This window comes from Campylobacter concisus, assembly GCF_902460705.1.
Classification (GTDB): domain Bacteria; phylum Campylobacterota; class Campylobacteria; order Campylobacterales; family Campylobacteraceae; genus Campylobacter_A; species Campylobacter_A concisus_Z.
This window is the reverse complement of record NZ_CABPUP010000006.1, coordinates 47,743-73,886: the sequence shown is the minus strand read 5'-3', so window position 1 is coordinate 73,886 and position 26,144 is coordinate 47,743. Positions and strand designations below refer to the sequence as shown.

26 protein-coding genes are annotated in these 26,144 nt (G+C 37.2%); 1 reads left to right on the top strand and 25 read right to left on the bottom strand.

Going from position 1 to position 26,144, the window contains the following annotated elements:
* Positions 1–175: 175 nt before the first annotated feature.
* From F3G75_RS08725 to F3G75_RS08700, 6 genes are all read right to left on the bottom strand, one after another.
* On the bottom strand, positions 176–814 hold the full coding sequence (locus F3G75_RS08725; RefSeq protein ID WP_149717271.1) for an HAD family hydrolase: 639 nt from the start codon (positions 812–814) through the stop codon (positions 176–178).
* A 74-nt stretch (positions 815–888) separates the two neighbouring features.
* Positions 889–1,905, bottom strand: coding sequence for an OmpA family protein (locus tag F3G75_RS08720; protein WP_149717270.1), 1,017 nt, complete (start codon positions 1,903–1,905; stop codon positions 889–891).
* Positions 1,906–2,058: 153 nt separating this feature from the next.
* Positions 2,059–2,448, bottom strand: a complete 390-nt coding sequence (gene rpsI / locus F3G75_RS08715; RefSeq protein WP_002939337.1) for a 30S ribosomal protein S9 — start codon at positions 2,446–2,448, stop codon at positions 2,059–2,061.
* 2 nt (positions 2,449–2,450) lie between these two features.
* Positions 2,451–2,879, bottom strand: coding sequence for a 50S ribosomal protein L13 (gene rplM, locus F3G75_RS08710; protein WP_149717269.1), 429 nt, complete (start codon positions 2,877–2,879; stop codon positions 2,451–2,453).
* An 80-nt stretch (positions 2,880–2,959) separates the two neighbouring features.
* Positions 2,960–5,779 carry a RecB-like helicase gene (locus F3G75_RS08705; RefSeq protein ID WP_149717268.1) on the bottom strand — a complete coding sequence of 940 codons (2,820 nt, stop codon included), beginning with the start codon at positions 5,777–5,779 and terminating at the stop codon, positions 2,960–2,962.
* Positions 5,776–8,217 (bottom strand): PD-(D/E)XK nuclease family protein, encoded by a 2,442-nt coding sequence (locus F3G75_RS08700; RefSeq protein ID WP_223154361.1) that lies wholly within the window; start codon positions 8,215–8,217, stop codon positions 5,776–5,778. The genes F3G75_RS08705 and F3G75_RS08700 overlap by 4 nt, the downstream gene beginning before the upstream one ends.
* A 55-nt stretch (positions 8,218–8,272) precedes the next feature.
* Between F3G75_RS08700 and F3G75_RS08695 the strand changes: the two genes are divergently transcribed.
* The gene (locus F3G75_RS08695; protein ID WP_149717267.1) at positions 8,273–8,860 is read left to right on the top strand and encodes a flavin reductase; all 588 of its coding nucleotides are present in this window, start codon (positions 8,273–8,275) and stop codon (positions 8,858–8,860) included.
* A gap of 123 nt (positions 8,861–8,983) precedes the next feature.
* On the opposite strand, the gene F3G75_RS08690 is transcribed toward F3G75_RS08695, so the two are convergent.
* The 19 genes from F3G75_RS08690 to F3G75_RS08600 form a co-directional block, all read right to left on the bottom strand.
* Complete coding sequence (locus F3G75_RS08690) at positions 8,984–9,454, bottom strand: FixH family protein (RefSeq protein ID WP_149717266.1); 471 nt, start codon at positions 9,452–9,454, stop codon at positions 8,984–8,986.
* Positions 9,447–10,016 carry a hypothetical protein gene (locus F3G75_RS08685; protein WP_149717265.1) on the bottom strand — a complete coding sequence of 190 codons (570 nt, stop codon included), beginning with the start codon at positions 10,014–10,016 and terminating at the stop codon, positions 9,447–9,449. Before F3G75_RS08685 ends, F3G75_RS08690 begins: the two co-directional genes overlap by 8 nt.
* 106 nt (positions 10,017–10,122) lie before the next feature.
* Positions 10,123–10,335, bottom strand: coding sequence for a DUF4006 family protein (locus F3G75_RS08680; protein ID WP_021090794.1), 213 nt, complete (start codon positions 10,333–10,335; stop codon positions 10,123–10,125).
* A complete protein-coding gene (locus F3G75_RS08675) occupies positions 10,335–11,198 on the bottom strand; it encodes a cbb3-type cytochrome c oxidase N-terminal domain-containing protein (protein ID WP_149717264.1) in 864 nt (287 codons plus the stop codon). The genes F3G75_RS08680 and F3G75_RS08675 overlap by 1 nt, the downstream gene beginning before the upstream one ends.
* Positions 11,186–11,395, bottom strand: coding sequence for a cytochrome c oxidase, cbb3-type, CcoQ subunit (locus F3G75_RS08670; RefSeq protein ID WP_149717263.1), 210 nt, complete (start codon positions 11,393–11,395; stop codon positions 11,186–11,188). The genes F3G75_RS08675 and F3G75_RS08670 overlap by 13 nt, the downstream gene beginning before the upstream one ends.
* Positions 11,396–11,404: 9 nt before the next feature.
* On the bottom strand, positions 11,405–12,070 hold the full coding sequence (gene ccoO / locus F3G75_RS08665; protein ID WP_084041629.1) for a cytochrome-c oxidase, cbb3-type subunit II: 666 nt from the start codon (positions 12,068–12,070) through the stop codon (positions 11,405–11,407).
* Complete coding sequence (ccoN, locus tag F3G75_RS08660) at positions 12,070–13,557, bottom strand: cytochrome-c oxidase, cbb3-type subunit I (protein ID WP_084041628.1); 1,488 nt, start codon at positions 13,555–13,557, stop codon at positions 12,070–12,072. The genes ccoO and ccoN overlap by 1 nt, the downstream gene beginning before the upstream one ends.
* Positions 13,558–13,649: 92 nt before the next feature.
* On the bottom strand, positions 13,650–14,333 hold the full coding sequence (locus F3G75_RS08655) for a response regulator transcription factor (protein ID WP_084041627.1): 684 nt from the start codon (positions 14,331–14,333) through the stop codon (positions 13,650–13,652).
* Positions 14,334–14,414: 81 nt separating this feature from the next.
* The gene (locus tag F3G75_RS08650; RefSeq protein ID WP_223154359.1) at positions 14,415–15,080 is read right to left on the bottom strand and encodes a sulfite exporter TauE/SafE family protein; all 666 of its coding nucleotides are present in this window, start codon (positions 15,078–15,080) and stop codon (positions 14,415–14,417) included.
* A 1-nt stretch (position 15,081) separates the two neighbouring features.
* The gene (gene carA, locus F3G75_RS08645; protein ID WP_149710552.1) at positions 15,082–16,200 is read right to left on the bottom strand and encodes a glutamine-hydrolyzing carbamoyl-phosphate synthase small subunit; all 1,119 of its coding nucleotides are present in this window, start codon (positions 16,198–16,200) and stop codon (positions 15,082–15,084) included.
* Positions 16,200–16,751, bottom strand: a complete 552-nt coding sequence (locus F3G75_RS08640) for a DUF507 family protein (RefSeq protein ID WP_149717262.1) — start codon at positions 16,749–16,751, stop codon at positions 16,200–16,202. Before F3G75_RS08640 ends, carA begins: the two co-directional genes overlap by 1 nt.
* A gap of 49 nt (positions 16,752–16,800) precedes the next feature.
* Positions 16,801–17,241 (bottom strand): isoleucyl-tRNA synthetase, encoded by a 441-nt coding sequence (locus tag F3G75_RS08635; RefSeq protein ID WP_107785515.1) that lies wholly within the window; start codon positions 17,239–17,241, stop codon positions 16,801–16,803.
* Positions 17,242–17,404: 163 nt separating this feature from the next.
* Positions 17,405–20,665: a carbamoyl-phosphate synthase large subunit gene (gene carB / locus F3G75_RS08630; protein ID WP_149717261.1), complete on the bottom strand. Its 3,261-nt coding sequence runs from the start codon at positions 20,663–20,665 to the stop codon at positions 17,405–17,407.
* Entirely contained in the window at positions 20,665–21,420 is a 756-nt protein-coding gene (gene mreC / locus F3G75_RS08625) for a rod shape-determining protein MreC (RefSeq protein ID WP_149717260.1), read from the bottom strand. The genes carB and mreC overlap by 1 nt, the downstream gene beginning before the upstream one ends.
* A complete protein-coding gene (locus tag F3G75_RS08620) occupies positions 21,410–22,447 on the bottom strand; it encodes a rod shape-determining protein (protein WP_149717259.1) in 1,038 nt (345 codons plus the stop codon). Before F3G75_RS08620 ends, mreC begins: the two co-directional genes overlap by 11 nt.
* Positions 22,448–22,456: 9 nt before the next feature.
* A complete protein-coding gene (clpX, locus tag F3G75_RS08615; RefSeq protein ID WP_149717258.1) occupies positions 22,457–23,689 on the bottom strand; it encodes an ATP-dependent Clp protease ATP-binding subunit ClpX in 1,233 nt (410 codons plus the stop codon).
* Entirely contained in the window at positions 23,689–24,477 is a 789-nt protein-coding gene (gene lpxA / locus F3G75_RS08610; RefSeq protein WP_107811573.1) for an acyl-ACP--UDP-N-acetylglucosamine O-acyltransferase, read from the bottom strand. Before lpxA ends, clpX begins: the two co-directional genes overlap by 1 nt.
* A gap of 24 nt (positions 24,478–24,501) precedes the next feature.
* Entirely contained in the window at positions 24,502–24,948 is a 447-nt protein-coding gene (gene fabZ / locus F3G75_RS08605; protein ID WP_021091063.1) for a 3-hydroxyacyl-ACP dehydratase FabZ, read from the bottom strand.
* A 110-nt stretch (positions 24,949–25,058) separates the two neighbouring features.
* Positions 25,059–26,135, bottom strand: a complete 1,077-nt coding sequence (locus tag F3G75_RS08600; protein WP_149717257.1) for an epoxyqueuosine reductase QueH — start codon at positions 26,133–26,135, stop codon at positions 25,059–25,061.
* Between the last annotated feature and the right edge of the window lie 9 nt (positions 26,136–26,144).

The window sequence follows — 26,144 nt, the reverse complement described above, 5'->3', positions numbered from 1 at the left end:
TTTAAAGCAAATTTATTCAGAGTAATTTAGATATTAAAAATTCATAATAAATACTTTAAAAAGATTTTATGCCAAACAAAGGCAACGAATTTTTGGAATAAATTTTATAGCCAAGCAAACTAAACATTAGATTGAATTTAATTTAAAGTATAAGTAACTTGGGGATACTAGATTATTAAACCTCTTTTATAAAGCTAACAGCTTCAAATGGGTTTGAGAAAATATATTTACTAAATTTCTCCAAATCACTCTTTTGACCATATCCACAAGTTAGACCTACGCCTGTAACAAAAGCAGCTTGTGCAGCCATTAGATCCATAATGGTATCACCTATCATAAATGCATTATTTTTATTTTTATTAAGTCTAGTTAAAGCCAAATTTATAGGCTCTGGATTTGGTTTTGGATTAGCAACATCGTCTCTTCCAATAACAGTTTTTATATATTTCATAACCCCTAAATGCTCAAGCAAGATAATAGAAAATTTTGAAGTTTTAGTAGTAACTATACCCACGTCAGCAAAGCTACTTGCCTCCTTCAATGCTTCATTTGCATAATCTAAAAGTACCGTCTCATCAAGATAAATTTTTCCGTAGCAAGCTTTATACTCTTTTATATAGCTATCAATTAAATTTTTGCTTGCACCAAGTCTTTCAAACATTATTTCAAGCGGATGACCAACCAAAGACTTTAATGTATTATGGTCTGGCTCTTTTTTACCATGGGATAAGAAAGCTCTATCAAATCCTTTTAAAATAGCAGAAGTAGAATCAATAAGCGTACCGTCCAAATCAAAAAGTATGGTTTTTTTCATTATTTTCTCCGTAGAAATAAAAAAGGGCCTAGCCGAAGCTAAGCCCCTAAAAGAAGTAACCTTAAATAATAAGATTATTTATTGAAAGTAGCTTCAACGCGTCTATTTTGAGCGCGACCTTCTTTAGTTTTATTTGTAGCAATTGGTTTAAGCTCACCGTAACCAACTGTTGAAATTTTATCCTCACTTACGCCATAGCCAGCAAGAACATCAGCTACTGCTTTTGCTCTTTTTTCAGATAGTTTTTGGTTATAAGCTTCTGCACCTACGCTATCAGTGTGACCAGCAAGTACAACTTTATAATCTGGGTGTTCGCCCATAAAGTCAGCTACTTTTTTGATCTCAGCTGCATATTTTGGTCCAACTTTATAGCTATCAAATGCAAAGTTAACATCTAGATCTCTAAGAACGATAACTTTCTCGCATCCTCTTTCATCAACAACCACGCCAGCTGGAGTGTTAGGGCATTGATCGATATCATTTGGCACGCCATCATTATCATCATCAAGAACTGGAGTTGCTGCTGGAGCTGCTGCCACAACTGGAGCTGCTGCCACAACTGGAGCTGCTTTTGAGTCAAGACCGATACCAAAGCCTAGTGAATAGAATAGGTTATGATCAGCATGTTCAAATTTGATAGCGTCTCTTGCTTCTGCTTTAAGAGCAAATCTATCAGTTACTTGATATCTTAAGCCAAAACCATATTGGCCAAAACCGCCATCTTCATTTTTAATAAAAATAGCTGGAACATCTTCATAACCAGCACCAACTAAGCCATATAGACTAACTGGTCCAAAATCAACTATATCTTTTACAAGATTTGCATGATATCTAAGAACTCTTCCTTCTCTTGTTAAGCTACCTGTTTTTTCTTTTGCTTTTTGAGTGTAATCAACACCAAGCTCTACTTGATCAAAGAAGAAATCTTCAAGATTTCTAGCAGCTCTAACACCAACGAAGTTATGGTCTTTTACACGTAAATTTCCCTCTGGGTGAACACCACCAATAGTTGGAGTAACTTCATAATTATATGCTGCGTTAGACGCAAAAACCGCTGTTGCGGCAACCAAAGCTAAAGCAATCTTTTTCATATTTAGAATTCCTTTCTTAGGATTTATTTTAAGGTGGTTACATTTTAACTGAATAAAATTTAACCGACTCTAAATTATAATTTAATTAACAATGTAAATTTGAAATTTACACAACTTAAATTTTGCAAATGCAAAAGCACTTGCAAAAAATCATTAACGTTTAGAGAATTGTGGGCTTCTTCTTGCCTTTCTTCTACCAAATTTCTTACGTTCAACAACACGAGAATCTCTAGTTAGCAAGCCTTTTGGTTTAAGCGCTGCTCTAAAATCAGCATCCATATCAGCTAAAGCACGTGAAATGCCGTGTCTTAAAGCCTCTGCTTGTGCTGAATAACCGCCACCTAAAGTTGTGGCTACTACATCTATTAAGCTCTCTTGTTTAGTAACTAAAAGTGGTTGAATTACTTTAAGCTTTATAGCTTCATGTCCGCCAAGCCAAGTGTTAAGATCCATACCATTTACTACGATTTTACCGCTTCCAGATTTTATCCAAACCTTTGCTACGGCAGTTTTTCTTTTACCAGTTGCATAAACTTTTGCCATAATTATTTTCCTTCTTTTTTAGCTACTTGTGCCGTATGAGGATGCTCACTGCCAGCATAAACTTTTAGTTTTTTTATCATCTCTCTTCCAAGTTTAGTTTTTGGAAGCATTCCACGAACAGCTAATTTAAATAGTTTTTCTGGCTTATTTGCTATCAAATCGCCAAATTTTTCACTCTTTACGCTACCAAAGTATCCTGAGTGTCTGTGATAAAGTTTATCTTCAGCTTTGTTATTACCAGTAAATTCTACTTTTGAAGCATTTATGATGATAACATAGTCGCCACAATCTACGTTTGGCGTGAAGCATGGTTTGTTTTTGCCACGAAGTATAGTTGCTACCTCAGTTAGCAATCTACCAAAACGTTTACCAGCTGCATCAACAACGATCCAGTCTCGTTTAACTTCGTTTGGCTTTGTTATTTTTGTCATTTTCTTACCTTTGCCAAGTTAATTTTTGAGTTGTGATTGTATTTAAACAATGCTTTTATAAAGCTTAAATTAAGTAGCATTTAAACTTCAATATATGAAATTTTTCCATCAAGAGCGTAGAAGATGACGGCGATTATGCTATGCTTTGGATAAAATTTACTTAACGCCTCTTTGTATTCTCCAACTTGTTTTTTATTTTCCTCGATATTTTTATCGGTCGTTTTATAGTCAATCACGCAAATTTCGCTCTCTCCAATACAAAATAAGTCCATCTGTTTTAGTTCATTTTTTACTTTAAATGGCTGCTCTTTGTAAATTTCTTTATCTTTTATACGCTCTAGAAATTTTGGCTCATTTATTAGCATTTTTGCCCGTTTAAAGGCATCTTCAAGTCTATCAGGTGAGAGAAATTTATAAAATTTATTTAGCATTAAACTCTTAGCTTTTAAAAGCAATTTTTCATCAAATTTCTCACTCATCTCGAGTAAATAGTGAAACGCTAAACCAAAATAGATTGCCTCTAAATTTTTACCGCTCGTTTTTTGCTCTCTTGCCTCTACATCTTGCCTTTCTATCTTTAAAATTTCAGGCATTTTTTCATCTTTTGTAGCCTCTTTTTGCTCGCTCTTGCTAGGCAAAATTTTGCCAAAGCTAAACTCTTTTAGATCAAGATAGTCGTTTACTTCGCTTTTATCACTTCTAGTATAAAAAGAAAAAAAGCTAGGACTATTTCCGCTTGGAGCAGCTTGTTTAATGATGATAAGTGACTTTGTAGCCCTAGTGAAAGCGACGTAAATTTTATTGATATTTTCTTGCTTCTCAAGCTCCTTCATTTGCTCTAACACGCCAGCATACTCAGGGTCAAAATTTTCTCTACCAGAAATTCTACTTTTTACTATCCACTCGCCTTTTTCGCTATATTCGGTTATAAAGTTTGAGTCATCACCCCTACCCTTGCTCATCATATCACAAACTATCACGTGAGAAAACTCTAGCCCTTTTGACTTATGAACAGTCATTATCTTTACGCCATCAGCATTTTTAGGGCTGATTTTAGAGCTGAAATTTTCAAGATTAAAGATAAAATCACTTAAATTTTTGTAGCCACTACTTAGCTCAAAAAGCCTTAAAATATCAACATCAGCCATATTTATATATAAATTTTTAGCTAGATAAAATAGGCTTTTTGTCGCACTATCTTCGGCTTTTATTTTTAGCCTTTTAGGATTTGTATTTACAAGTGCTTTTACATTTTTTTCATAAATTTCTTCACCAAAAAGACAAAATTTCGCATACTCGATGATCGCTGCAACAAACGGCGTTCGCTTTAGCTCCAAGGTGCCTTCATTTACGCTTTTTATCCCCTCAACGCTAAGCACCTCTGAGATGAGGCTGATGTCACTATTTTTCCAGCAAAGCACAGTTATCTCACTTGCATTTACGCCAGCTGCAAGTAGCTCTTTTACTTGTGAAACTGCTGCACCCGCGATATCATCGTCACTTAGCACACGTAAGTAGCCGTAGTCATCTTCATTGGCCTCAAAGTAAGGACACTCGCCACTTACTTTGTAGCTTAGTTCCTTATCTTTTTTAGCTGGTTTTTGCGGCTCAAAGCTAAGCCCATATCTATGATAAATTTCTTCAAAAACAGCATTATTAAATTTCACCAAAGCCTTTAAACTGCGGTAGTTGCTAGGTAAATTTTCCACCAAAATTTGCTCAAATTTCTCTCCAAGCTTATCAAAAAGCTCTTTTTTACCGCCCCTAAATTTATAGATACTCTGCTTCGTATCTCCAACGTAAAAAAAGCTTCCAAGCCCGTTTTGTCCGTATCCTGAAACGATTTCATTGATAATTGGCAAGATGATCTCATATTGGATCACATTTGTATCTTGAAACTCGTCTATCAAAAGGTGATTTATGCGGCCATCAAGCCTAAAATAAAGCACATCTTTATCAAAATTTTCAACCAAAAGCTTAAAGACCAGCTTATTTATATCAGCAAAGCTTAGAGAATTTATCTCTTTATTTAGCTCTAAATTTGAATGTTTATAAACATTTAAGAGCTTACTAAAACCGCTAAGTCTGTATCTTTCAACCTCCAAAATATACTCTTTTGCCGCCTCTTTTAGCTCGTTAAAGAGCCTATCAAGCTCACTTGTATAAATTTTGCTAAAAGTGCGGTAATCTAGGCTCTCTCTTTCAAAGACCTTATTTTTAAAAAGCTCAAATAAATTTTGTTCTTTAAATGTCTTTTTGGCCGTATCGCTAGCACCATTTTGCAAGGCTATATGCTCATTTATCTCCTTTTGCGCTGCTCTTACTTTGCTATCATCTGGATAGCTTGCACCACTATCTTTTAGCTCACCACCAAAGCTCTCATAAAATTTAGCTAAAGTCTGCGAAAAGCTCGCCTCTTTTTGGCTTGAGATTATCATCATGAGTGCAAGCTCACTAAGAAGCTTTTGATCTTTACTTGCCTCTTTTACAAATTTTTTCCACGCTAGATCTTGCAGACTATCTTGCACGCTGTAATCAGGACTAAGTCCTAAATTTTGACTAAATTTTTTTAGGATTCCAGAGAAAAATGCATCAAATGTATAAATTTTTAGCTCACTTTGCAAAAACCTATCAAGCTTCTCATCGCGTCTTTTTATGACCTCATCTTGGCTCAAACTAAGCTCTTTGCAAAGCTTATCAAGCTCGTCTTTTTTGTTTTGCAAGTCCAAAAAAGTTGTGATTATACGCTCTTTCATCTCATTGGCCGCTTTTTTGGTGAAGGTTAGAGCGATGATCTCGTTTATATTTTCGCCTCTAAGCACCAAAGCGATATAACGAACGCTTAAAGCGAATGTTTTCCCGCTTCCAGCACTTGCTTTTAGGGCTAAAAAATCTTTCATAACTCTCTCCTACAAAGTATGGCATACTCGCAAAATTTACAAGCTCCGCTCTTTCTTTCAAAATTTATCTTAGTGTTATTTATACTCTTTAGATTTTCTATCTCGGCCTTTAGATCATCCACGCTTTTTTTTGAGCTGATAAGCATAGGTTCATTCTTTAGAGCAAAGTAAGCACTTTTTACCTCGCTACCATAAAGTGCTTCATAAAATGCAAGCTGAAGCGAGTTCGCATTTGCATCACCAGTTTTATAATCAAGTATAAAAGGCTCACCATCAGGGCTAGCATCGATCCTATCGATAATGCCTTTTATCTTTACATCACAAAAATCACTCTCTATATCTTTTTCACACTCAAGCACTCTAAAGCCAGCGCTTAAACGTTCATTTTCAAACTCTGCGTATTCTTTAAATTTCTGCGACCAAATCTCAAGCTCAAGCGAAGAAAAATCTTGCTTTGCGAGCATTTCTTTAAAAATAGCCAAATCAAATATATTTTTTTGTCTATAAAAATCACTCGTGTAGTATTCATAAAGCGCCTTATGCACGCTATTACCTTGCTTAGATCCTGGCTCAGTTGCTATTGCTTTTGCTCCTTTTATACCAGCTATCTTTGCGTAATAATACTTTCTTGGGCAAGTTAGAAATAAATTTAGTGTCGAAAATGATAGCGGTTTAGTGAAAAAATCATGCTCCAAAATGATCTCATCATCGCTTAAATTTAGGCTTGTACTTCCTTTTAAAAATAATTTTAAGTACGCCTCGTCACTAAATTTCTCATCTTTTATTATTTTGAAATTTTTTAAAAATCTTGAAGGAATACTCTCTTCATTTAAAACACAGCTTATGGCGACCTTTTTGGCATTATTTATAAGACTTTCGTAGTAAAATCTCTGCAAATTTTCACGCTCAAGGTAGCTTATAAGCCCTGCTTTTTGCCTCACTTTTGAGTTTAAAAACATCTCATTTGTGCTTCTTGCTGGGATGAAGTTATCATTAAAATCAACTATGATTACGCCATCAAATTTCATTCCACGACTCTCTAGCATGCCCATGACACTGATCTTTCCACCGGCCACATCATCGATGCTAAGGCGTGATATATTTAGCAAGAAAATTTCACTTAACTGCTTTAAGCTAAAGCTAAAATACCTACATAAATTCTCAATCCTAAAAAGCTCAAGCGCAAGCTTTTCTTCGCATCTTGGCTCATTTTCAAGCATTAAAAGCTCATCTATTAGCTCTTTAAATTTAGCAAAGTCGCAAAGGTCAAAATAGCTTGATTTAAATTTATTAAAAAGCTCTTCACTTACGCTAAGCGTGCTCAAGATAAAGCCAAGCTCCTCGTAGCTCTCACACTTGCTTTGATCAAAAACCGGTCTTGCCTCTTCGTTTATCGCTCTTGTAATGTAAAAAAGCGCCTCATAAAATTTTGTATTTTTAAAGCTCTCGCCCATAGCGTAGTTAAAAATTTTATCTCTATCATGCAACCTTAAAATTTCACTAAAACTCTCATCTGGCAATATAACAGCGATGTTTTCAGGCTTTATTCCATCACGCACAAACTCGCTCGCCTTTGCCATAGCGTAGGCACATTGCAGGCTTCTAGTGGCAAATCGCTTTTCTAAGACTGGCTCAAATTTTTTGATATTTTCTAAGCAAATTAGCTCATTTGTCTTTAAATTTAGCTCATATTTTTTGTAATTTTCAATCTCGCTAATAGCTGAAATTTGCTTTATTCTATTGATTAGCTTTGTGTTGAAAACACTAGTTTGAAAGATAATTTTTAGCGTAGTTAGCTTTGAGATTTTCTCTAAAATTTCCCACTCAAACTCGCTTAAAATTCCATCTATATGCAGTGAAATTTCACTAAAGCTTTTGATGTAAGTCTCATTTATGTTATAAATTTTTGGCAAGGTTATATCATCGTAGAGATTTTCTCTATCAAGCAAGCTCTCATACTCTTTTAAAACCTCTTCAAGTATGTTTAAATGCTCCTCAAAATTAGCGTAAATATCGTTAAATTTGATCTCAGCAATACTCTTTTTACTAATAGCTAGCTCTTTAAAAAATGAAAAAAGATAGTCATTATTTTTCAAAAACTCAAAAAACTCAGTTGGAATTTTAAGAACCGAGTTTGCCTTTTTGACACTGGCACAGGCTCTATTCATAAGTACTAAAGCATAGGTGCTATCAATCTCAAACCTACCATCTACATAAACTATCTTTTTATAAAACTCGGCAATGCTTAGGCTTTTTGGGATTAACTCATCATTAAAACTTGCATTAAATTCACGAATCTTACGCGAGTTCGTAAAGACAAAAAGTTGGTTTAGGTTATGCATTTTTCTCTCTTGAATTTTTAAGCAATGATAGCTAAATGCTGATAAAAGAGCGCTTTTTACGCTTAGATAAAGCTTTAAATTTTCATCTAAATACATTAAAATTTTAAGCCTTAAAGAGCCAAAAGCTACAATCACAAAAAAAGGAGCAAAAATGCATAAAGAGTTAAACAGACAAGGTTTTTACTACGGCTTTCCGGTTTTGTTAGCCACCACAAAAGATAAAAATGCAAACGATGATATCACGGTGCTTTCATCTTCTTGGACGTTAGGAAATACAGTGGTACTTGGCATAGGTATTGAAAATCAAGGCTTTAAAAATATCAAAAATGGTTCAGATATCACGCTAAATTTATGTGATAAAAGCCTACTAGAAGCTGTGCAAAAAATGGAAAAACTAACTGGTGATAGTAACGTGCCAGAAGAAAAAAAGAATCTTGGCTACACCTACGAGCACGACAAATTTAAGGTGGCAAATCTCAACAAAGAACCTGGCATAAATGCAAAAACCGTCAGGATAAAAGAGTGCAAGATACAGATAGAAACGGTTGTAGAAAAGATAGAGTTAAAAGAGTGGTTTAGCATCGTTACTTGCAAGATTACAGGCATTTTTGTAGATGAAAATTTACTAAAAGATGAAAAGATAGATACGCAAAAATGGCATCCATTAATCTATAAATTTAAAGAATATGTCGGCACTTGCGAGCGTTTGGGATTAAATTTTGGATTTAAAGAGATTTGATTTATAGTTTTATTTGATAAAAACTTAGTGTTTTGGTTTTAGATTTAGCCAAAAAGATTAGTTTGTTAAAATTTAAATCCAGCTTTGAAATCTTTTCCAGATGCCAAAGCTGCGATTTTAAGATCATTTTGTGACATTAAGGTCAAATTTATAATACCTTGTATCATTAGTGTCACTTAGCCTTAAAAGTAGCTGCCATCTACCTTCTTTTAGACTTGTTTCTTCGCTTACTAGATCATTTTCTTGCCATGAAGCTCTTAAAATTTTATTTTCTTTATTTGTCTGTGGGCGAGTGAGTAAAATTTCATATTTTATAGCTAAAATTTCTCCTTTTTTGGGAGTTAGATGAAATTTAAACTTAGCATTTAGGGCATTAAAATTTGACTCAAATTTTAGATCAAATTTCTCATCAAAGCGTTTTTCACTCTCTTTGATAAAGGTTATGTTTTCATCGACATTTTGGTAGCTTTGCATATAGGAGCTATCCATCTCGACTGGATGTTTCAGTGCTATAATGATCGTTACTGCGCAAGCGATAATGATAGCAATGAAGCTAAGCACGATAGCATAAGGCCAAAAAGTTTTTTTATCCATTTTTTACCTTTTTATAAAAGACAACAATTATAAAAAATGTAACTAAGCCATAGATGAAAAATCTTAAAAAATTTAATGTAGTTTTGTTTGAATTTCCAACACTACTTTCAAGCTGAAAATTTAAGCTAGATGCGATTTGTTCGGCAATATCAGCGTAGCCATTTAATATAGCAGCATTATAGACATCTTTACCATTTTTAGAAACCAAAATAGGAATTATCGTTCCTGATTCTGGATTTACACTTAAAATTTGTTCTTTATTAAAAAGCTTTGAAGTATTAGTATCGGCAAAAATTTCTACTTTCTTTTTATCCTTTATAAGCAGTAAAAAAGCATAAGGCGAGCTAAGGTTTTGCTCTTTAAAAAGAGCTTCTAGCTCACCATCTTTATATACGCCAACTACTAAATTTATACCGCTTTTTGCATAAAGCTCACTGCCGATCTCATTTAGCTTTACACTTACTTTTTGGCTTAGAATTTCATCATTATTTATTACAAAATTTGCTCCCAAAGCCAAACTTTGTGAGAGCAAAAATATAAAAATGAGTATAAATTTTCTCACACCTAGCCTACAAAAAGGTGGTTTGATGTAAGCACTGACCACGCACAAATAGCTCCTGCAACAACTATCAGCAAGATTATGACTTTTTCTATTATGCCTAGCATCACTACTCCTTTATAATGACGTGTTTAGCGTTATCAACACTCTTCATCTCAATGCTACTTGCATCTTTTAATGAGTAAGGTTTGGTTGCTACATCTTTTTGCAAGCCAATACCAATATAAGTAAGTACGCCAAGGATAGATAGCAAAAGCAAAACTGCCACCAAATAACCGCTAATACCATTTAAAGCAAAGATATTTCTATTTTTATTTTCCATTATTCGCCCTTTGATAGCGATATGACATATTCGCCAACTGCTTTTTGTTGTATCTCGTTTAATCTGCCATCATTAAATTTAGGCATAACACCGATGTTGCCGTTTTTACCACGATTTAGTACATCCACTATAAACTCACTTGAGCCATATTTACTAAGATCAGCCGACATGCCATCCATGCCTTTACCATCATCTCCGTGACAAGCTGCACAAGCTACGTAAAGCTCTTTTCCCATAGCTACTAAATTTTCATTTTTTGTACTTTTTATAGCACTTATCTCTTTTGCTACATAAGCTGCGATAGCCTTTGCTCCATCAGCATCAGCTAGCCCTGCTGGCATCTCGCCCATAGGATAATCAAGCCCTTTTGAGCCATTTAGTATCGTATCAATTATTCCTTGTTCGCTACCCCAAATTTGTAAATTTGCAGCTTTGCCACCAATGCCATCGCCTGTGATACCATGACATGCTGAGCATTGCACTAAAAATACGCTCTCTCCCATAGCATGAAGCGTTTCTTTGCTTGGGCTTGCATACTCTTTTTCAAATTTAGCGTTTGCCTCTTTTACTTCTTTATTATATTCACCGATTTGTGAGTAAGAATTTAGTGGATAGCCAAGTAAATAATACCAAATTGCCCAAACAAGCGTTAGTAAAAAAACTACTGCCCAACCAAATGGAACTGGATTTTTATACTCGCCTATTCCATCCCAGTTGTGCTCGCTAAGCTCTACGCTTTCATCTTTTTTAACTTTCATTTGACCAACATACTTGCCAGCTACAACGACAGTTAGCACGATTATTAAAATAGCGCCTATTAGCGCAAGTAAATTTATATTATCTTCTAAATTTAGCCATTGCATACGCTCTCCTTTGTAGCCTTTTGCTCTAAAATTTTACTACCGATCTCATCATCTAGGGCTAATCTTGAATATTTCTCATAATTTCTTCTACCTTGCTTTTCACTTTTATAAAGATAAAAAAAATAAGCATACAAAGTGATAGCTAAAAATGCTGTCAAAATAAAATAGCCATAAGCTTGAAGTTCTCTAATATCCATTACTAACTCCTATTTTAGGCTATTTAGATAGGCGATAAGTGCCACAATCTGGCGGATTTCACCCTTTGCAAAGGCACTTTTTACTTGCTCGTCTTTCATACTTTCAACGATACTTGCAGCCTGCTCTTTCACGTTAGCATTTGCTTGCTCAAAAGTGCCAAGAGCTGGCATATCTTTCTCATCATAAGGCGTGTTAAAGACCTTTTTAACAGTTAGTGCTTCAGCGTAAGCAGTCTCTATATCAGCATTTTTCTTAAATAAAAATGGATATGCTGGCATGATCGAACCTGGCACAACAGAGGCCGGGTTTAACATATGATTTTCATGCCAATCTGTCGTTCTATAATTACCCACACGCATAAGATCTGGGCCCGTTCTTTTTGAACCCCAAAGATGAGGACGATCATAAGCAAATTCGCCACTTAGCGAGTACATGCCGTATCTATCAGTCTCTGCTTTAAACGGACGTATCATCTGTGAGTGGCAGGTGTTGCAACCATTTTGTATATATATATTTTTTCCAGCAAGCTCTAAAACCGTATAAGGTTTTGTGCCCTCAAGTGGTCTAGCTCTATTTGCAAAGTCAGGTAAAATTTCTACCACACCAGCGTAAGCTATGACGATAAAGACGCAAACAGCAAAAAAGAATGGATTTTTTTCTAACCAAGCAAACATTACATCACCTCCGCATTGGCTTTAGCACTACCCATAGGCGTTGCACTTTTTGGCTCTGCCAAAATAGCTTTAGCAGAAGTTGATTTGTAAATATTGTAAGCAAACATCAAAAAGCCAATCAAATACAAAAGTCCGCCAATAGCTCTAATGTAATAATAAGGTATAAGTACTACAACAGTATCAATAAATGAGTAGAGTAAATTTCCATAGCTATCGGTCGCTCTCCACATCATACCTTGCGTAATACCAGCAATCCACATCGAAGCAAAGTATAAAACAATGCCTGTTGTTTGTATCCAAAATTGAGCCTCCATTAAGGATTTTGAATAAATTTCACGTTTAAAGACACGTGGCGTCATATGATAAAGTGCCGCCATAGTCATAAAACCAACCCAGCCAAGTGCGCCATCATGTACGTGTCCTGGCACCCAGTCAGTATAGTGAGCTAGTGCATTTACAGATTTGATTGCTAAAATTGGTCCTTCAAGAGTTGAAAACATATAAAAAGTTGAAGCTAGGATCATAAATTTAATAAGCGGGCTCTCACGAAGTTGTGTCCATTCACCTTTCATTGTAAGAAGCATATTAATAGCTGAACCCCAAGAAGGCAAAATCAAAACAATAGAAAAAACCGAACCCATAGTCTGCATCCAATCAGGCACAGCAGTATATATTAGGTGGTGACCGCCAGCCCAAAGATAGATAAACATAAGACCCCAGAATGAAAATAACGAAAGCTTATAAGAAAATATTGGCTGTCCGCTCTCTTTTGGTAAGAAGTAATAAATTTGGGCGATGATCGCTACTGTAAATACAAACGCAACTGCGTTGTGACCGTACCACCACTGAACCAAGGCATCATTTGAGCCAGCATACATCGAAACTGAGTGTAGCCATGAGCCATATCCACTAACTAGTCTTGTTGGAATTTCCATGTTATTAAATAGATAAAGCATAGCAACGCCAAGAAATGTAGCAATGTAATACCAAACCGAGATGTAAAGTGTTTTCTCACGGCGAATACCGATAAGTCCAAATATGCTTACGCCCCAAAGCACCCAGACTACTACTACTGCAATATCTAGTGGCCACTCAAGCTCGGCATACTCCTTAGATGTACTCTCGCCCATAAAAAGCGTCACAACAGCTAGAATCATAACAAGTATATAAAGCCAAAAATGAAGCTTACCAATGAACATCAAAAACGGAGATTCGCTCATTGATACTTTTAGAACACGCTGTCCTATGTAATACCAAGTGGCAAATATACCAGAGAGCATAAAACCAAAAATGATACCGTTAGTATGAAGAGGACGCAATCTACCAAATGCCGAATACTCACCAGCTATATAGTTTAGATCAGGACAGGCAAGCTGAAAAGCCACCAAAACACCAATAGCCATGCCAACAATACCAAAAAATATCGTGGAAAACATAAAGAGTTTTGCCACACTATAATCATAATGTAGCAACTGGGATGGTCGCATAAATTTTCCTCCTAGTTAAATTTATATTAATTTTCGGTTATTTTAGAGTAGAAAAACTATAAAAAGACTTAATTAATATAAATTCTCTTTTACTAGGAGAGTCTTCTATCTATTTTGTAACCAAGTCCAGGAACATTTTTTATAAAATTACTACCGACTTTATCTCTAACACGTTTAACAAAGGTCCTAATAGCAGCCTCTGTCACGCTCTCGCCAACCCAAACAACATTTTTTATTTCATCATGAAGCACAAGCGTACCAAGTCTTTTTATGAGTAAAGATATAAATGCAAGCTCTTTTTTTGTAAGAGAAATTTCAACACCATCTCTGATAAGCACACGTTTTATTTTATTAAAACTATATCCATTTGTAACCTGAATAATATTTGCTGTTTCTATCTTATTTTTAGCAACATTTTCTAAAGTAACCAAAAAATCATCAAGATCAATCGGCTTTAAAACGTATTTATCAATACCAACATCTATTGCTTTTAGAAGTGTTTCTTTTTCACTATTTGTGCTAAAAACTATAATAGGTGTATCTTTTGAAATTTCTTTAATGCATTTAGCCATATCAAGACCATTCATTATAGGCATAAAAACATCTGTTATAACCATATTTGGATTATATTTTTTAAATTTCTTAAGTCCTTCATCGCCATTTTGAGCAGTGATAACTTTTTCGAATTTATCTCGCATAACTTCTTGTACTATTTTTTTACCATCTCCCTCATTCTCAACGATAAGAACAGTTAGATTATTAAGAATCTTGCTCATTTACTCTTCCTTTTTTGGTTATATTTATCAAACATCATAAATTTTGACGCAATTAACAATTATCTTTCTTACTTTACTATTTTAGGCATTTGCTCTATATCCTAAAAACGATAGATAAATTCCATTTATTATCATTATGCTAGCCGAAATCTTAAACATTATGTCTTTAAATTTTTCATTTAAAACTCCAAATACAAAGCTAGCTAAAAGCATAGCTGGCAATGTACAAAGACCAAATACAAGCATTATAAAAGCCGAATCAATAAAATTTGCACTTAAAATCCCAAGTGCCAAAAAATAATAAACCACACCACAAGGCAAAAAGCCATTTAAAAAACCAAGTAATAAAAAATTTGCTAAATTTTTCTTTTGAATCCTTGTTTTTGCAATTCTTACTACAAAATTAAGCGCCTTTTGATTCTCTACAAATTTTAAAAGCTCACCCCTAAAAAGCAAGGCAATACCGATAAACGCGATCACTAAGCCAACTATGAAAAATATAAGACCTCTTGCTTGCATGCTAAAGCTAATAACAGCTCCAAAGACGCCAAACAAAGCTCCTAAAACTACATAAGCAAAAATTCTAGCTAGACTATAAAGTGTGTTTAGCATTAAAATTTCTCTCTTGCTTTTGCCTTTAAAAAATAGAGTCTGTAAGCTCAAAAATCCGCTGCACATACCTACACAATGACTAAAGCTACTTAAAAATGCAACTGAGATAATCATGTAAAGGTTTAAGTTTTGCATCTTATAAAATTTCTAAAAACTGCTTAAATATATATTTACTCTCGCTTGGACCGCCACTTGCTTCTGGGTGGTGCTGAACTGAAAAGATCGGATAGTCTTTATATCTCACACCCTCGATCGTGTTGTCAAATAAATTTCTATGAGTCACAACCGCTACTTCTGCGATACTCTCAGGTACGTTGTAGTTGTGATTTTGTGTTGTTATCTCGATCGCTTTAGTTTCTAAATTTAAAACCGGATGATTTGCTCCATGCTGACCAAATTTAAGCTTATATGTCTCGTATCCAAAGGCGTTTGATAGTAGCTGATGTCCAAGACAGATGCCAAATATAGGTATCCTAGCCTCAATCATCTTTTTGATCTCGCCTATTTCAGCCTTTAAATTTTTTGGCTCACCAGGACCATTTGACAAGAACACCCCATTTATCTCACCATTTTTAAATTTTTCTATCAAAATTTCAGCCTTAGTGTCGTGTGGCACGACGATAACCTCAAGGCCGGTTTCGCATAGCTCGTTTAGGATATTTCTCTTTACACCGAAGTCAAAAACAGCTATCTTTTTACCGATACTTTTTAGCGGCTTATATGACTTTAAATTTCTATCCCAAGCGCCTTTTTTGTGCTCATATTCATCCATCGCACTAACTGTTTTTACGTAGTTTATATTTTCGATACGCCCGCTACTTTCAAGCCTGCGTTTTAGCTCGTCTTTATCACTTATCTGCGTTGAGATATAAGCCATCAAGGCACCTTCGTCACGTAGCATCTTTGTAAGGTATCTAGTATCAATGTCATAAACGCCAAATTTACCTTGCTCTTCGAAAAATTTTCCCAAAGATTTTTGTGAGCGGTAGTTTGATGGAATTTCATTGTAGCTTCTCATTATAACGCCACTTGCATGAATTCTAAGACTCTCCATGTCGTCTTCATTTATACCTACTATGCCTATTTCTGGCATCGTAAAGACGATAAACTGACCAGCATAGCTTGGATCACTCATGATCTCTTCATAGCCAGTCATCGAGGTATTAAAAACGAGCTCACCTGCGCACTCGCCGTGAGCACCAAAAGCTTTTGCTTCTAAAAAAACACCATTTTCAATATAAATGTAAGCTTTCATTAAAGCATGCCTCTTTTTTTAAGCTCATCTTGATACAAACGCTCAAAGACAAGATCATATTCATCAGTTCCTGGGGTTAGCTTATGTTTATAATTTTGTATCATTTCATAAACATCATCTTCTATCTTCTCATAGCTTTTTAAGTACTCGTCTATTGAGTTATAAATCACATTTTTTACGCGATTTTCAGATACATGATAGTCAACAAGACCGCTCTTCCAAATAGTTTCAAGCACTTTATGAGCGATATTGCTAAATCTATCTTCGTGGGTTAAGATTACATCAAATTCACCTGCGAGCTTCTTTTTAACTAGCCAAAACATATTTTTGCGGTCAATTTGCATAGTTTGCATCTCGTCTTCATTTTTCTCCAAAAGCTCATTTACTCGCTCATCTAAAGCTCTTTCTTTTTGAATATCGACTGTTAAAATTTCACTTGTTTTTGCTACGATTGGCTCAATGCCTTTATTTAGTCTTACGAAACCACAATTTAGAAGATCTATTGCTATTTTATGTGAAATATACGGAACGTGTGGGAGTTTTAAACGCATTTTAAACCTTTAAATTTTTATGCCATTTTAACTAAATAAAGGTAAAACTTTACTTTGAAATTTTAACGACTTTATTATTATCGCTTCTTAAAAAATAAATTTCTCTTCGTCCATCATAAAGTATCTTTCCATCAGTCTTTTGCTCATTTTCTAAATTTGATGAGATATCTAAAGATAGCGATTTGCTCATAAAATAATTCTCTCCTAAAGTGCGTCCAAAGTCAGGATACCAACTAAAAGCACAAACTATCAACAAAACTAAATAAAAGGCTCTAAAAATTTTTCTAAAAGGCGCGTAGAAAAAGCAATACCCAAATATAAAAAATACGGGCAAAAGCCATAAAAAAGGCACGTTATCAACAAAAATAACATTAAAATACTCGCTTATGCCATAGTAAGAAAAGTAGTTGTTGTAAATTCCAACAAATAGCGTAAAAATAGGAGCAAGGACAAATATAATACCCGTAAAAAAAACATTTAAAATTTTCATAATCTCTCCTTTTGAGTGAGATTATATTAAACATAAGCTTTAATATTACTAGATTGATGAAAGCTAGACTAAAATTCAAAGCAAAATACCATATATGGACATCTATTACTTCCAACAATACTTTAAAAACAGTTTAGCTATAAGCTAAACTGCCTTAAATTTATTACTTTTTAGATAAATACTCTTGTAAGCTTTTTACCTCAAGTGCTTTGCCGGTTTGTACTGAGCTTAGCGACTTAGCAGCAGCAAGTGCTGCGCGGATCGTTGTAAAATATGGGATTTTAAATCTAAGCACGTTTTGACGGATCTTTTTACCATCATCCACGCTTGATTTTGTATCGCTTGTGTTAATAACAAGTGCGATATCGCCGTTTTTGAGCCTATCTTCGACGTTTGGTCTGCCCTCGCTTATCTTATAGACAAACTCAGCCTCAACGCCAGCTTCACTTAAAATTTTATGCGTACCGCCAGTTGCAATGATGCTAAAGCCAAGCGCTATTAGCTCTTTTGCAAGATCAGGTGCGTAAGATTTATCAGCGTCAGCTAGTGTTAAAAAGACCCTGCCCTTGCTTGGCAAAGTATTGCTCGCAGCGATCTGACTCTTTGCAAATGAGCTTGCAAAGTCGTGGCTTATGCCCATGACCTCGCCCGTACTCTTCATCTCAGGACCAAGGATGAGATCGGCGCCACTTAGCTTATTAAACGGCAACACGCACTCTTTTACGCAAATATGCGAGCTAACGCGAGGTTTTAGGATGTCGCCATCTTCATAAACCACCTTGTAATCATCATAAAATTTAAGCGCTTCACGTAAATTTCCTTGCCACATAACTCTTGTCGCTACCTTTGCCATAGGCACGCCAGTAGCCTTGCTCACAAATGGCACAGTCCTACTCGCGCGAGGATTTACCTCGATCATATAAAGCTCATTTTCATAGATGGCAAACTGGATATTCATAAGGCCAACGACGCCTAAATTTAGAGCAATATCTCTGGTTTGCTTCTCCACTTTTTTTATCATTTCATCACTTAAACTCATCGGTGGCAGTATGCAAGCTGAGTCGCCAGAGTGAATTCCAGCCTCTTCGATGTGCTCCATTATCGCGCCGATATAGACCTCTTTGCCGTCACATATCGCATCCACATCAAGCTCTTTCGCATCTTGTAAAAATTTATCAAGTAGCACTGGCGAGTGGTTGCTAACCTTTACCGCCTCGCTCATATACTCTTTTAGTTCGCTCTCGTTGTGTACCCTTCTCATCGCCCTGCCGCCTAGAACGTAGCTTGGGCGAACGAGCACTGGATAGCCGATAGTCGTGGCTTTTTGCAAGGCTTCTTCTAAACTAGTGGCGGTGTCATTTTTAGGCTGAAGGACGCCGATTTTATTTATAAATTCGCTAAATTTCTTTCTATCTTCGGCCACGTCGATCACTCTTGCAGTTGTTCCGATGATCTTAGCGCCGATCACGCTTAGGCGCTTTGCAAATTTAAGCGGAGTTTGGCCGCCAAAATGCACGATCACGCCGTCTGGCTTTTCACGCTCGATGACTGCTCTAACGTGCTCAAAATCGATCGGCTCAAAATACAAAATATCGCTCGTGTCGTAGTCTGTTGAGACGGTTTCTGGGTTGCAGTTGTACATTATCGTTTTTACGCCAAGGTCTCTTAGGGCGTAGCTTGCATGTACGCAGCAGTAGTCAAACTCTATACCCTGACCGATCCTGTTTGGACCGCCACCTATTATCATCACCTTTTTAGCGTCTTTTGCTAGCTCTTTTTTAGGAAATTTAGTGATATTTGTGGTTGAGTAAAGATATGGCGTTAGTGCCTTAAACTCGCCTGCGCAAGTATCGACCTCGTTGTATTCAAGCTCGATGCCAAGCTTCTGCCTAGCGAAATAGATATCATTTTGGCTAAGCTCAAGATCGTCTTTTTCATTTATAAGCACAGCTATCATCTTGTCTGAAAAGCCCATGCTTTTGGCCTCTCGCAGTAGCTCTTCGTTGTTTAAGATATCCATGTCGATCTTATCTTCAAATTTAACTATCTCATAAATTTGCTCTAAAAACCATGGATCAATCTTACTAAACTCATGCACCTCAGCCACGCTAAAACCATCTCTAAAGGCTTGTGCTAGGTATAAAATTCTCTGCTCGTTTGCATTTCTGATGCCATAAACCAAGGCATTTTTCTCTAGACTAAGGCTGTTAAATCCGCAAAGGTCGCGCTCTAGACTGCAAAGCGCCTTTTGGATGCTCTCTTTAAATGTCCTACCAATCGCCATGACCTCGCCAACTGACTTCATCGCGGTGCCTAGATATGGGTTTGATCCTGGAAATTTCTCAAATGTAAAGCGAGGAATTTTTGTCACAATGTAGTCGATCACCGGCTCAAAGCTAGCAGGCGTGCCAGTTATGTCGTTTTTGATCTCATCTAGGCTAAAACCAACTGCGAGCAGTGTCGCGACCTTTGCGATCGGATAGCCAGTAGCCTTACTTGCTAGCGCTGAGCTTCGGCTAACGCGTGGATTCATCTCGATAACGATCATGCGGCCCGTTTTTGGATCTATGGCAAACTGCACATTGCTGCCGCCAGTATCAACGCCGATCTCACGAAGTATAGCAAAGCTTGCATCACGCATAGCCTGATACTCTTTATCTGTGAGCGTTAAAGCTGGTGCGACCGTGATACTATCGCCTGTATGCACGCCCATTGGATCGAAATTTTCGATCGAGCAGACGATAATGCAGTTGTCATTTCTATCTCTGATGACCTCCATCTCGTACTCTTTCCAGCCAAGTAAACTCTCTTCTATCAAAATTTCATGTATTGGGCTTGCGTCAAGGCCGGTGTTGGCTAGCTCTTTAAATTCGTCCATATTATAAGCCACGCCACTTCCTGCACCACCAAGCGTATAGCTAGCCCTTATGATGAGCGGAAAGCCTATCTCATTTGCTGCATTTAGTGCGTCGTCCATGTTGTAGGCATATCTACTCTCAGGCAGATCCATGCCGATCTTTTGCATGGTAGCCTTAAAAATTTGTCTATCTTCGCCCTTTTTTATCGCTTCTGGATTTGCACCAAGAAATTTCACATCCTTTAAAAGTCCACTCTCAAAGACCTCCATAGCGGCATTTAGCGCCACTTGACCACCCATCGTTGGCAAGATGGCATCAATATTTTCTTTTTCGATGATCTTTAAAATGCTATCTTTTGTGATCGGCTCAATATACGTTGCATCGGCAAAATTTGGGTCAGTCATGATGGTGGCTGGGTTTGAGTTGATGAGCACTACGCGGTATCCAAGCTCTTTTAGCGTCTTGGCTGCTTGCGTGCCTGAATAGTCAAATTCGCAGGCTTGACCTATGACGATAGGGCCTGAGCCGATTAGCAAAATGGTATTTATATCTGTTCTTTTTGGCATCATTTTTCCTTTGTTACAACGTATAGATAGTTTGGTATATTTAGCTTCACATAAGGCTCAACTATCACGCTTTGATAGGAGCTCTCTTTTAAAATTTTACTCACGCGCCCTACTGGCACTCCACTAAAAAATATCCCGTCAAGCCCACTCGTAAAGACCTCGTCGCCCTCTTTTGGACTGAGCCATTGCGGGATAAATTTCACCATTATTTGGCCTTGATTTCCATGCGCGACGCCTGGAATTTTGTCATTTCCTATATAAACTGCAAATATACTTTTTGGGTCATTTTGCAAGTAAGCTAGTGGCTTGCCATCTTTTGCGATGACGATGCCAGCGCTATTTCCTTGATAGATGAGTCCATAAATTTTATTTGGGTCGTATCCTTCAAACTCACTTATCCAAATTTTATTATAATCCCCAATATGAACGTAGCTAAGCCCTTTTACTAGCTTTACAGCTGGGGCGTAGGCAGTTGAGTTTTTATCTTTTAAAATTTGATTTAGCTCGTTCGCAAAAGTAGAAAGAAGCGTGGCTGAGCGCTCTAGCTCTTCATTTTGCGCTCTTAGTTTTTCTATCTCACTAGCCTGCCTAAAATACTCGTTTATATAGTCTTTCACGCTTTTAGCAAAATTGTCATATGAATTTGTAGCATAGTTACTAAACCCGATAGAAAGATTACTTAAAATTTCTCCCTTGAAAACTGAGGCCGTAGCAAGCAATGCTATAAAAACAAAAAGAACAATCTTACTCTTCATTTGTCAGCTGTTGTAAAAGCCCAATCTCTTCAAGTGCCTTGCCCGTTCCTCTAGCAACCGCAAGTAATGGCTCGTCAGCTACAAAAACTGGAAGTTTAACGATATCAGATAAAAATTTATCAAGTCCTCTAATAAGCGCTCCACCGCCAGTTAGTACGATACCAGTCTCTACGATATCGCCAGCAAGATCAGGTGGCATCATCTCAAGCACAGTTTTAAGCGCATCTGCGATCTCTTTTAGTGGCTCTCTCATCGCCTCTCTTACATCTTCGCTTGTTAGCTCGACTCTACTCAAAAGGCCACTTACCTGGTCGCGACCTTTTACTACTACGCTTAGCTCTTTTTCAAGCTGTACAGCAGAACCTACGGCAATCTTTATCTCCTCGCCAGTTCGCTCACCTATTAGTAAGTTATATTTCTCTTTTATGTAATTAACAATACTAATATCGATCTTATCGCCAGCTGTGCGGATTGATTTTGAAATAACTAGACCACCAAGCGAGACAACACCTATCTCAGTCGTACCACCACCGATATCAACTACTAGGTTACCTTGTGGCTCACGAACTGGTAAATTTGCGCCAATCGCTGCTGCCATAGGCTCTTCGATCAAAAATACTTCTCTTGCTCCAGCACTTAAAGCACTCTCTCTAACAGCCTTTCTTTCGACCTGGGTTAGCCCATAAGGAACTGAGATGATGATCCTTGGGCGTAAAAAGCTTTTTCTTTTGTGAGTCTTTTCTATAAAATAGCGTATCATGCGCTCAGTCATATCAAAATCCGCAATTACGCCATCTCTCATCGGCCTTATTGCCTCTATATCGCCTGGAGTTTTTCCTACCATCTCTTTTGCGGCATGTCCGACCGCTAAAATTTTTTGTTTGCCATATTTCTCACGCCTTACTGCAACAACAGAAGGTTCATTTATTATTATGCCTTTATCTTTTACCAAAACAAGTGTATTTGCGGTACCTAGATCTATACCCATATCACTTGAGAAAAAACCTACAACCTGATCTAAAAACATCTATTTCCTTTACGCTATTTTCTTATCGTGTTTTATTAAAATTGGCTTTGCCTTATCTTTTACAGTCTCTTTTGAGATAACAATATCATACTCTTTTAACTCTGGCAGCTCATACATTATATCTGTCATGAGCTCTTCCATTATACTTCTAAGCCCTCTTGCTCCAGTCTTTCGCTCGATAGCAAGGCTCGCTATCTCTTCAAGTGCCTCATCATCAAATTTAAGCGTAGCACCGTCAATCGCACAAAGCTTTTGGTATTGTTTTAATATCGCATTTTTTGGCTCGGTTAAAATTTTCACCATATCTTCTTTTGTTATCTCGTTTAAAGTAGCTACTACGTGAAGTCTGCCAATAAGCTCTGGAATGAGGCCGTATCTTACAAGATCGTCTGGCTCAAGTAGGTTTAGTAAATTTTCTTTTTCATTTTTGCCACGTTTTTCTTGGTTAAATCCAAGTACGTTTTTACCAACTCTTCTCTCGATGATATCAAGAAGTCCATCAAATGCACCGCCACAAACAAATAAGATATTTGTCGTATCTATCTGGATGAAGTCTTGGTTTGGATGTTTTCTACCACCTTTTGGTGGGATGTTCACGACACTTCCTTCGATGATCTTTAGTAATGCTTGCTGTACGCCTTCGCCTGAAACGTCTCTTGTAATGCTTCTATTTTCACTCATTCTAGCGATCTTATCGATCTCATCTACAAAGACAATGCCTTGCTCCGCCTTTTTCACGTCACCATTTGCAGCTTGTAAAAGCCTAGTAAGGATATTTTCAACATCTTCTCCAACATATCCAGCTTCAGTTAGACTCGTAGCATCACAAATAGCGATAGGTACGTCAAGAAATCTCGCTAAAGTCTGAGCCATCAACGTCTTACCACTTCCAGTTGGGCCAACAAGCAAGATGTTTGATTTTGAAATTTCAGTATCGTCTTTGATGTCGCTTTGTTTAAAAATTCTCTTATAGTGGTTATATACGCCGACGCTAAAGACCTTTTTAGCCCTATCTTGACCGATCACATAGTTATCAAGTACCGCTTTTAACTCCTTTGGTGTGAGCTTTTGATACTCTATCGTTTCGTCATTTTTACTCTCTTCTACGCTAGTATCTCCATGTATCATATCGTATGCAGCAGCGATACAATACTCGCATATATAGGCATTCCCTTCTATATCTGCTAGTAGCCTTCTCTCGGCAGACTCAGCCTCTCCACAAAAATTACACTTTCTAGCCATTAATCTCTTCCTTTTGCAAGCGGAATTCCTCTTGTCGTTTCTAATATAAATTTACACATTTTTTTAACATTTTCATCGCTGGTTTTTGCGATCAGCTCGTTTGCCTGATCTTTTAGACTGATGCCTTGATTAAACAAAAATTTATAAGCGCGAACTAGCTCTTCAACCTGCTCTTTGTCAAATCTACGTCTAATGCCAACTAAGTTTAAGCTTCTTATATATGCTCTGTTGCCCTCAGCTAGGCAAAATGGCACTACATCTTGGCTAAGCGCGCTTGCACCTGCTATCATGCAGCTTTCACCCACTCTAACAAACTGATGAATTGGCGTAAGACCGCCAACAACAGCATAATCACCAAGCTCGACGTGGCCTGCTAGTGTTGCGTTATTTGCCAAAATGACGTTGTTACCAATGATGCAATCATGTGCGATGTGAGAGTAGGCCATGATAAAGGCATTATCACCGATCCTTGTTATACCATCGCCTTTGTGCGTGCCTGAGTTTATCGTGCAAAATTCACGTATAGTTGCGTGCTCTCCGATAATAACGCCGGTATCAGTCTCATCTTTATAGCTGATATCTTGCGGGATATCGCCCACGATCGCATAGCTAAATACACGAGAGTTATCGCCGATTTTAGTCTTGCCAAGCACCCTTGCGCCTTGCTTTATCGTGACGTTATTGCCAAGGACTGCATCTTTACTTACAAATGCATAAGCCTCGATATTTGCATCATCTCCAATGATCGCTCCATCTTCTATGACTGCTGTTTGGTGGATATTTTTCATTGTTTCTCTTTTTTAAGCAAAAGCCTATTTATCGACTATCATCGCTTTTAGTTCAGCCTCAGCGCAAAGTGCGTCATCTACGTATGCCTTGCCTTCAAGCACCCAGATATTTCCTTTGTGCTTTAGCACATTTAATCTATACTCTAGTCTATCTCCAGGGCGGACTGGATGGCGAAATTTCGCTCCGTCAATGCTCATAAAATAGACTACTTTATTCTCAATACCAGCTTGATGCTCATCACTCATGCTCTTAAACGCTAGCACACCGCCAGCTTGCGCCATACCTTCGATTATCATCACGCCAGGATAGATCGGGTGACCTGGGAAATGCCCCTGAAATATCGGCTCGCCAATGGTTACATTTTTGTAAGCTACGATATTCTTAGCTGGCTCTAGCTCGACAACTCTATCTATAAGTAAAAATGGGAATCTATGTGGAAGAATTTTTTGAATTTCTACGACGTCTATCACGTTTTAGCCTTAGTAATGTAAATTTCTGGCGATTGTAACAAATTTATACTAAGAAAAAAATTATTAGCCTCTTTTAAAATCTCTGAAATTTAGCCTTAATGGATATCAATTTAGCTCTCTAAAACCAAAATTTCTTCGCTGTCGTTGTAAAAAACAGCCTTTGCGTAAATTTCGTAGCTGCCTTTTTTGACCTCGTCTAAGATGATGATAGGATTTTGCGAAAATTCCCCACTTATATCACGGCGAAATTTTAGCTCCTCACCAAGCTCAAGCGGTCTTTTGCAAAGCTCATCAACGCTTTTAAATTTGCTGTTTGTAAATTTATTAAAGCGCTCTATATTCATAAAGACTGTACCCTCTTTTAGCTCATCGTCCATTTCGCAAGCATGCTCTACATTAAGCTTTAAATTCTCTCTTTTAAAGCCAGAGTAAAGCACAAAGTAGCTCGGTGTCACATGACCTTCAAATTTTACATAAGCGCGTAAAAGCCTGTAGTTTAAAAATCGCCTTCTAAACAGGTGAAATTTCTCACCTCTCGCCTCGTACTCGCACACCTTTTTATAAAGCTCAAGCCTAGCTTCTATGCTGCCATAAAGCGCCCTTGCGTACAGCTCGCTCATTAGCTCACTTTGGGGCAAATTTTGCGAGTCGCGCTGTTTTTTTAGCGCAAAGACGCAGCCGCAGTAGTTTTGGTGATAGAGTTTGTCCTTTTTAGCGAGGATAAACTGCTCGCTTGTGCCACCATTTTTTCTATAATCAACTGCGACCGCCTCTAAATTTGAGCCAGCCACCGCCTCATCAAGTGCCTTTTTAAGCTGAGTAAAGTCCTTTTTTGGGCTCATCAAAAGTGTCGTCGTGATCTTATTTAGACCAAGCTCAAGTGCCTTTTTAGCGGAGTCTTTCATACGAAAATCAAAGCAGTATTCGCACCTTTTGCCCTTTTCTGGCTCATCTTCAAGTCCCTTTGTGCCACTAAGCCACGCTTCGTAGTCGTATTCGCCGCATATTAGCTTGATACCTAGCTTCTCGCAGCTTCGCTTCACGTCCTCAAAACGCAGTAAAAATTCGCTATATGGATGTATATTTGGATCGTAAAAATAGCCTACTATTCGTTCATTTGGATGATCTTTTCGTAGGCGCTGTAAAAAGTAGTGGCTATCGACCGAGCAGCAGATGTGAACTAGCAAAATTTAACC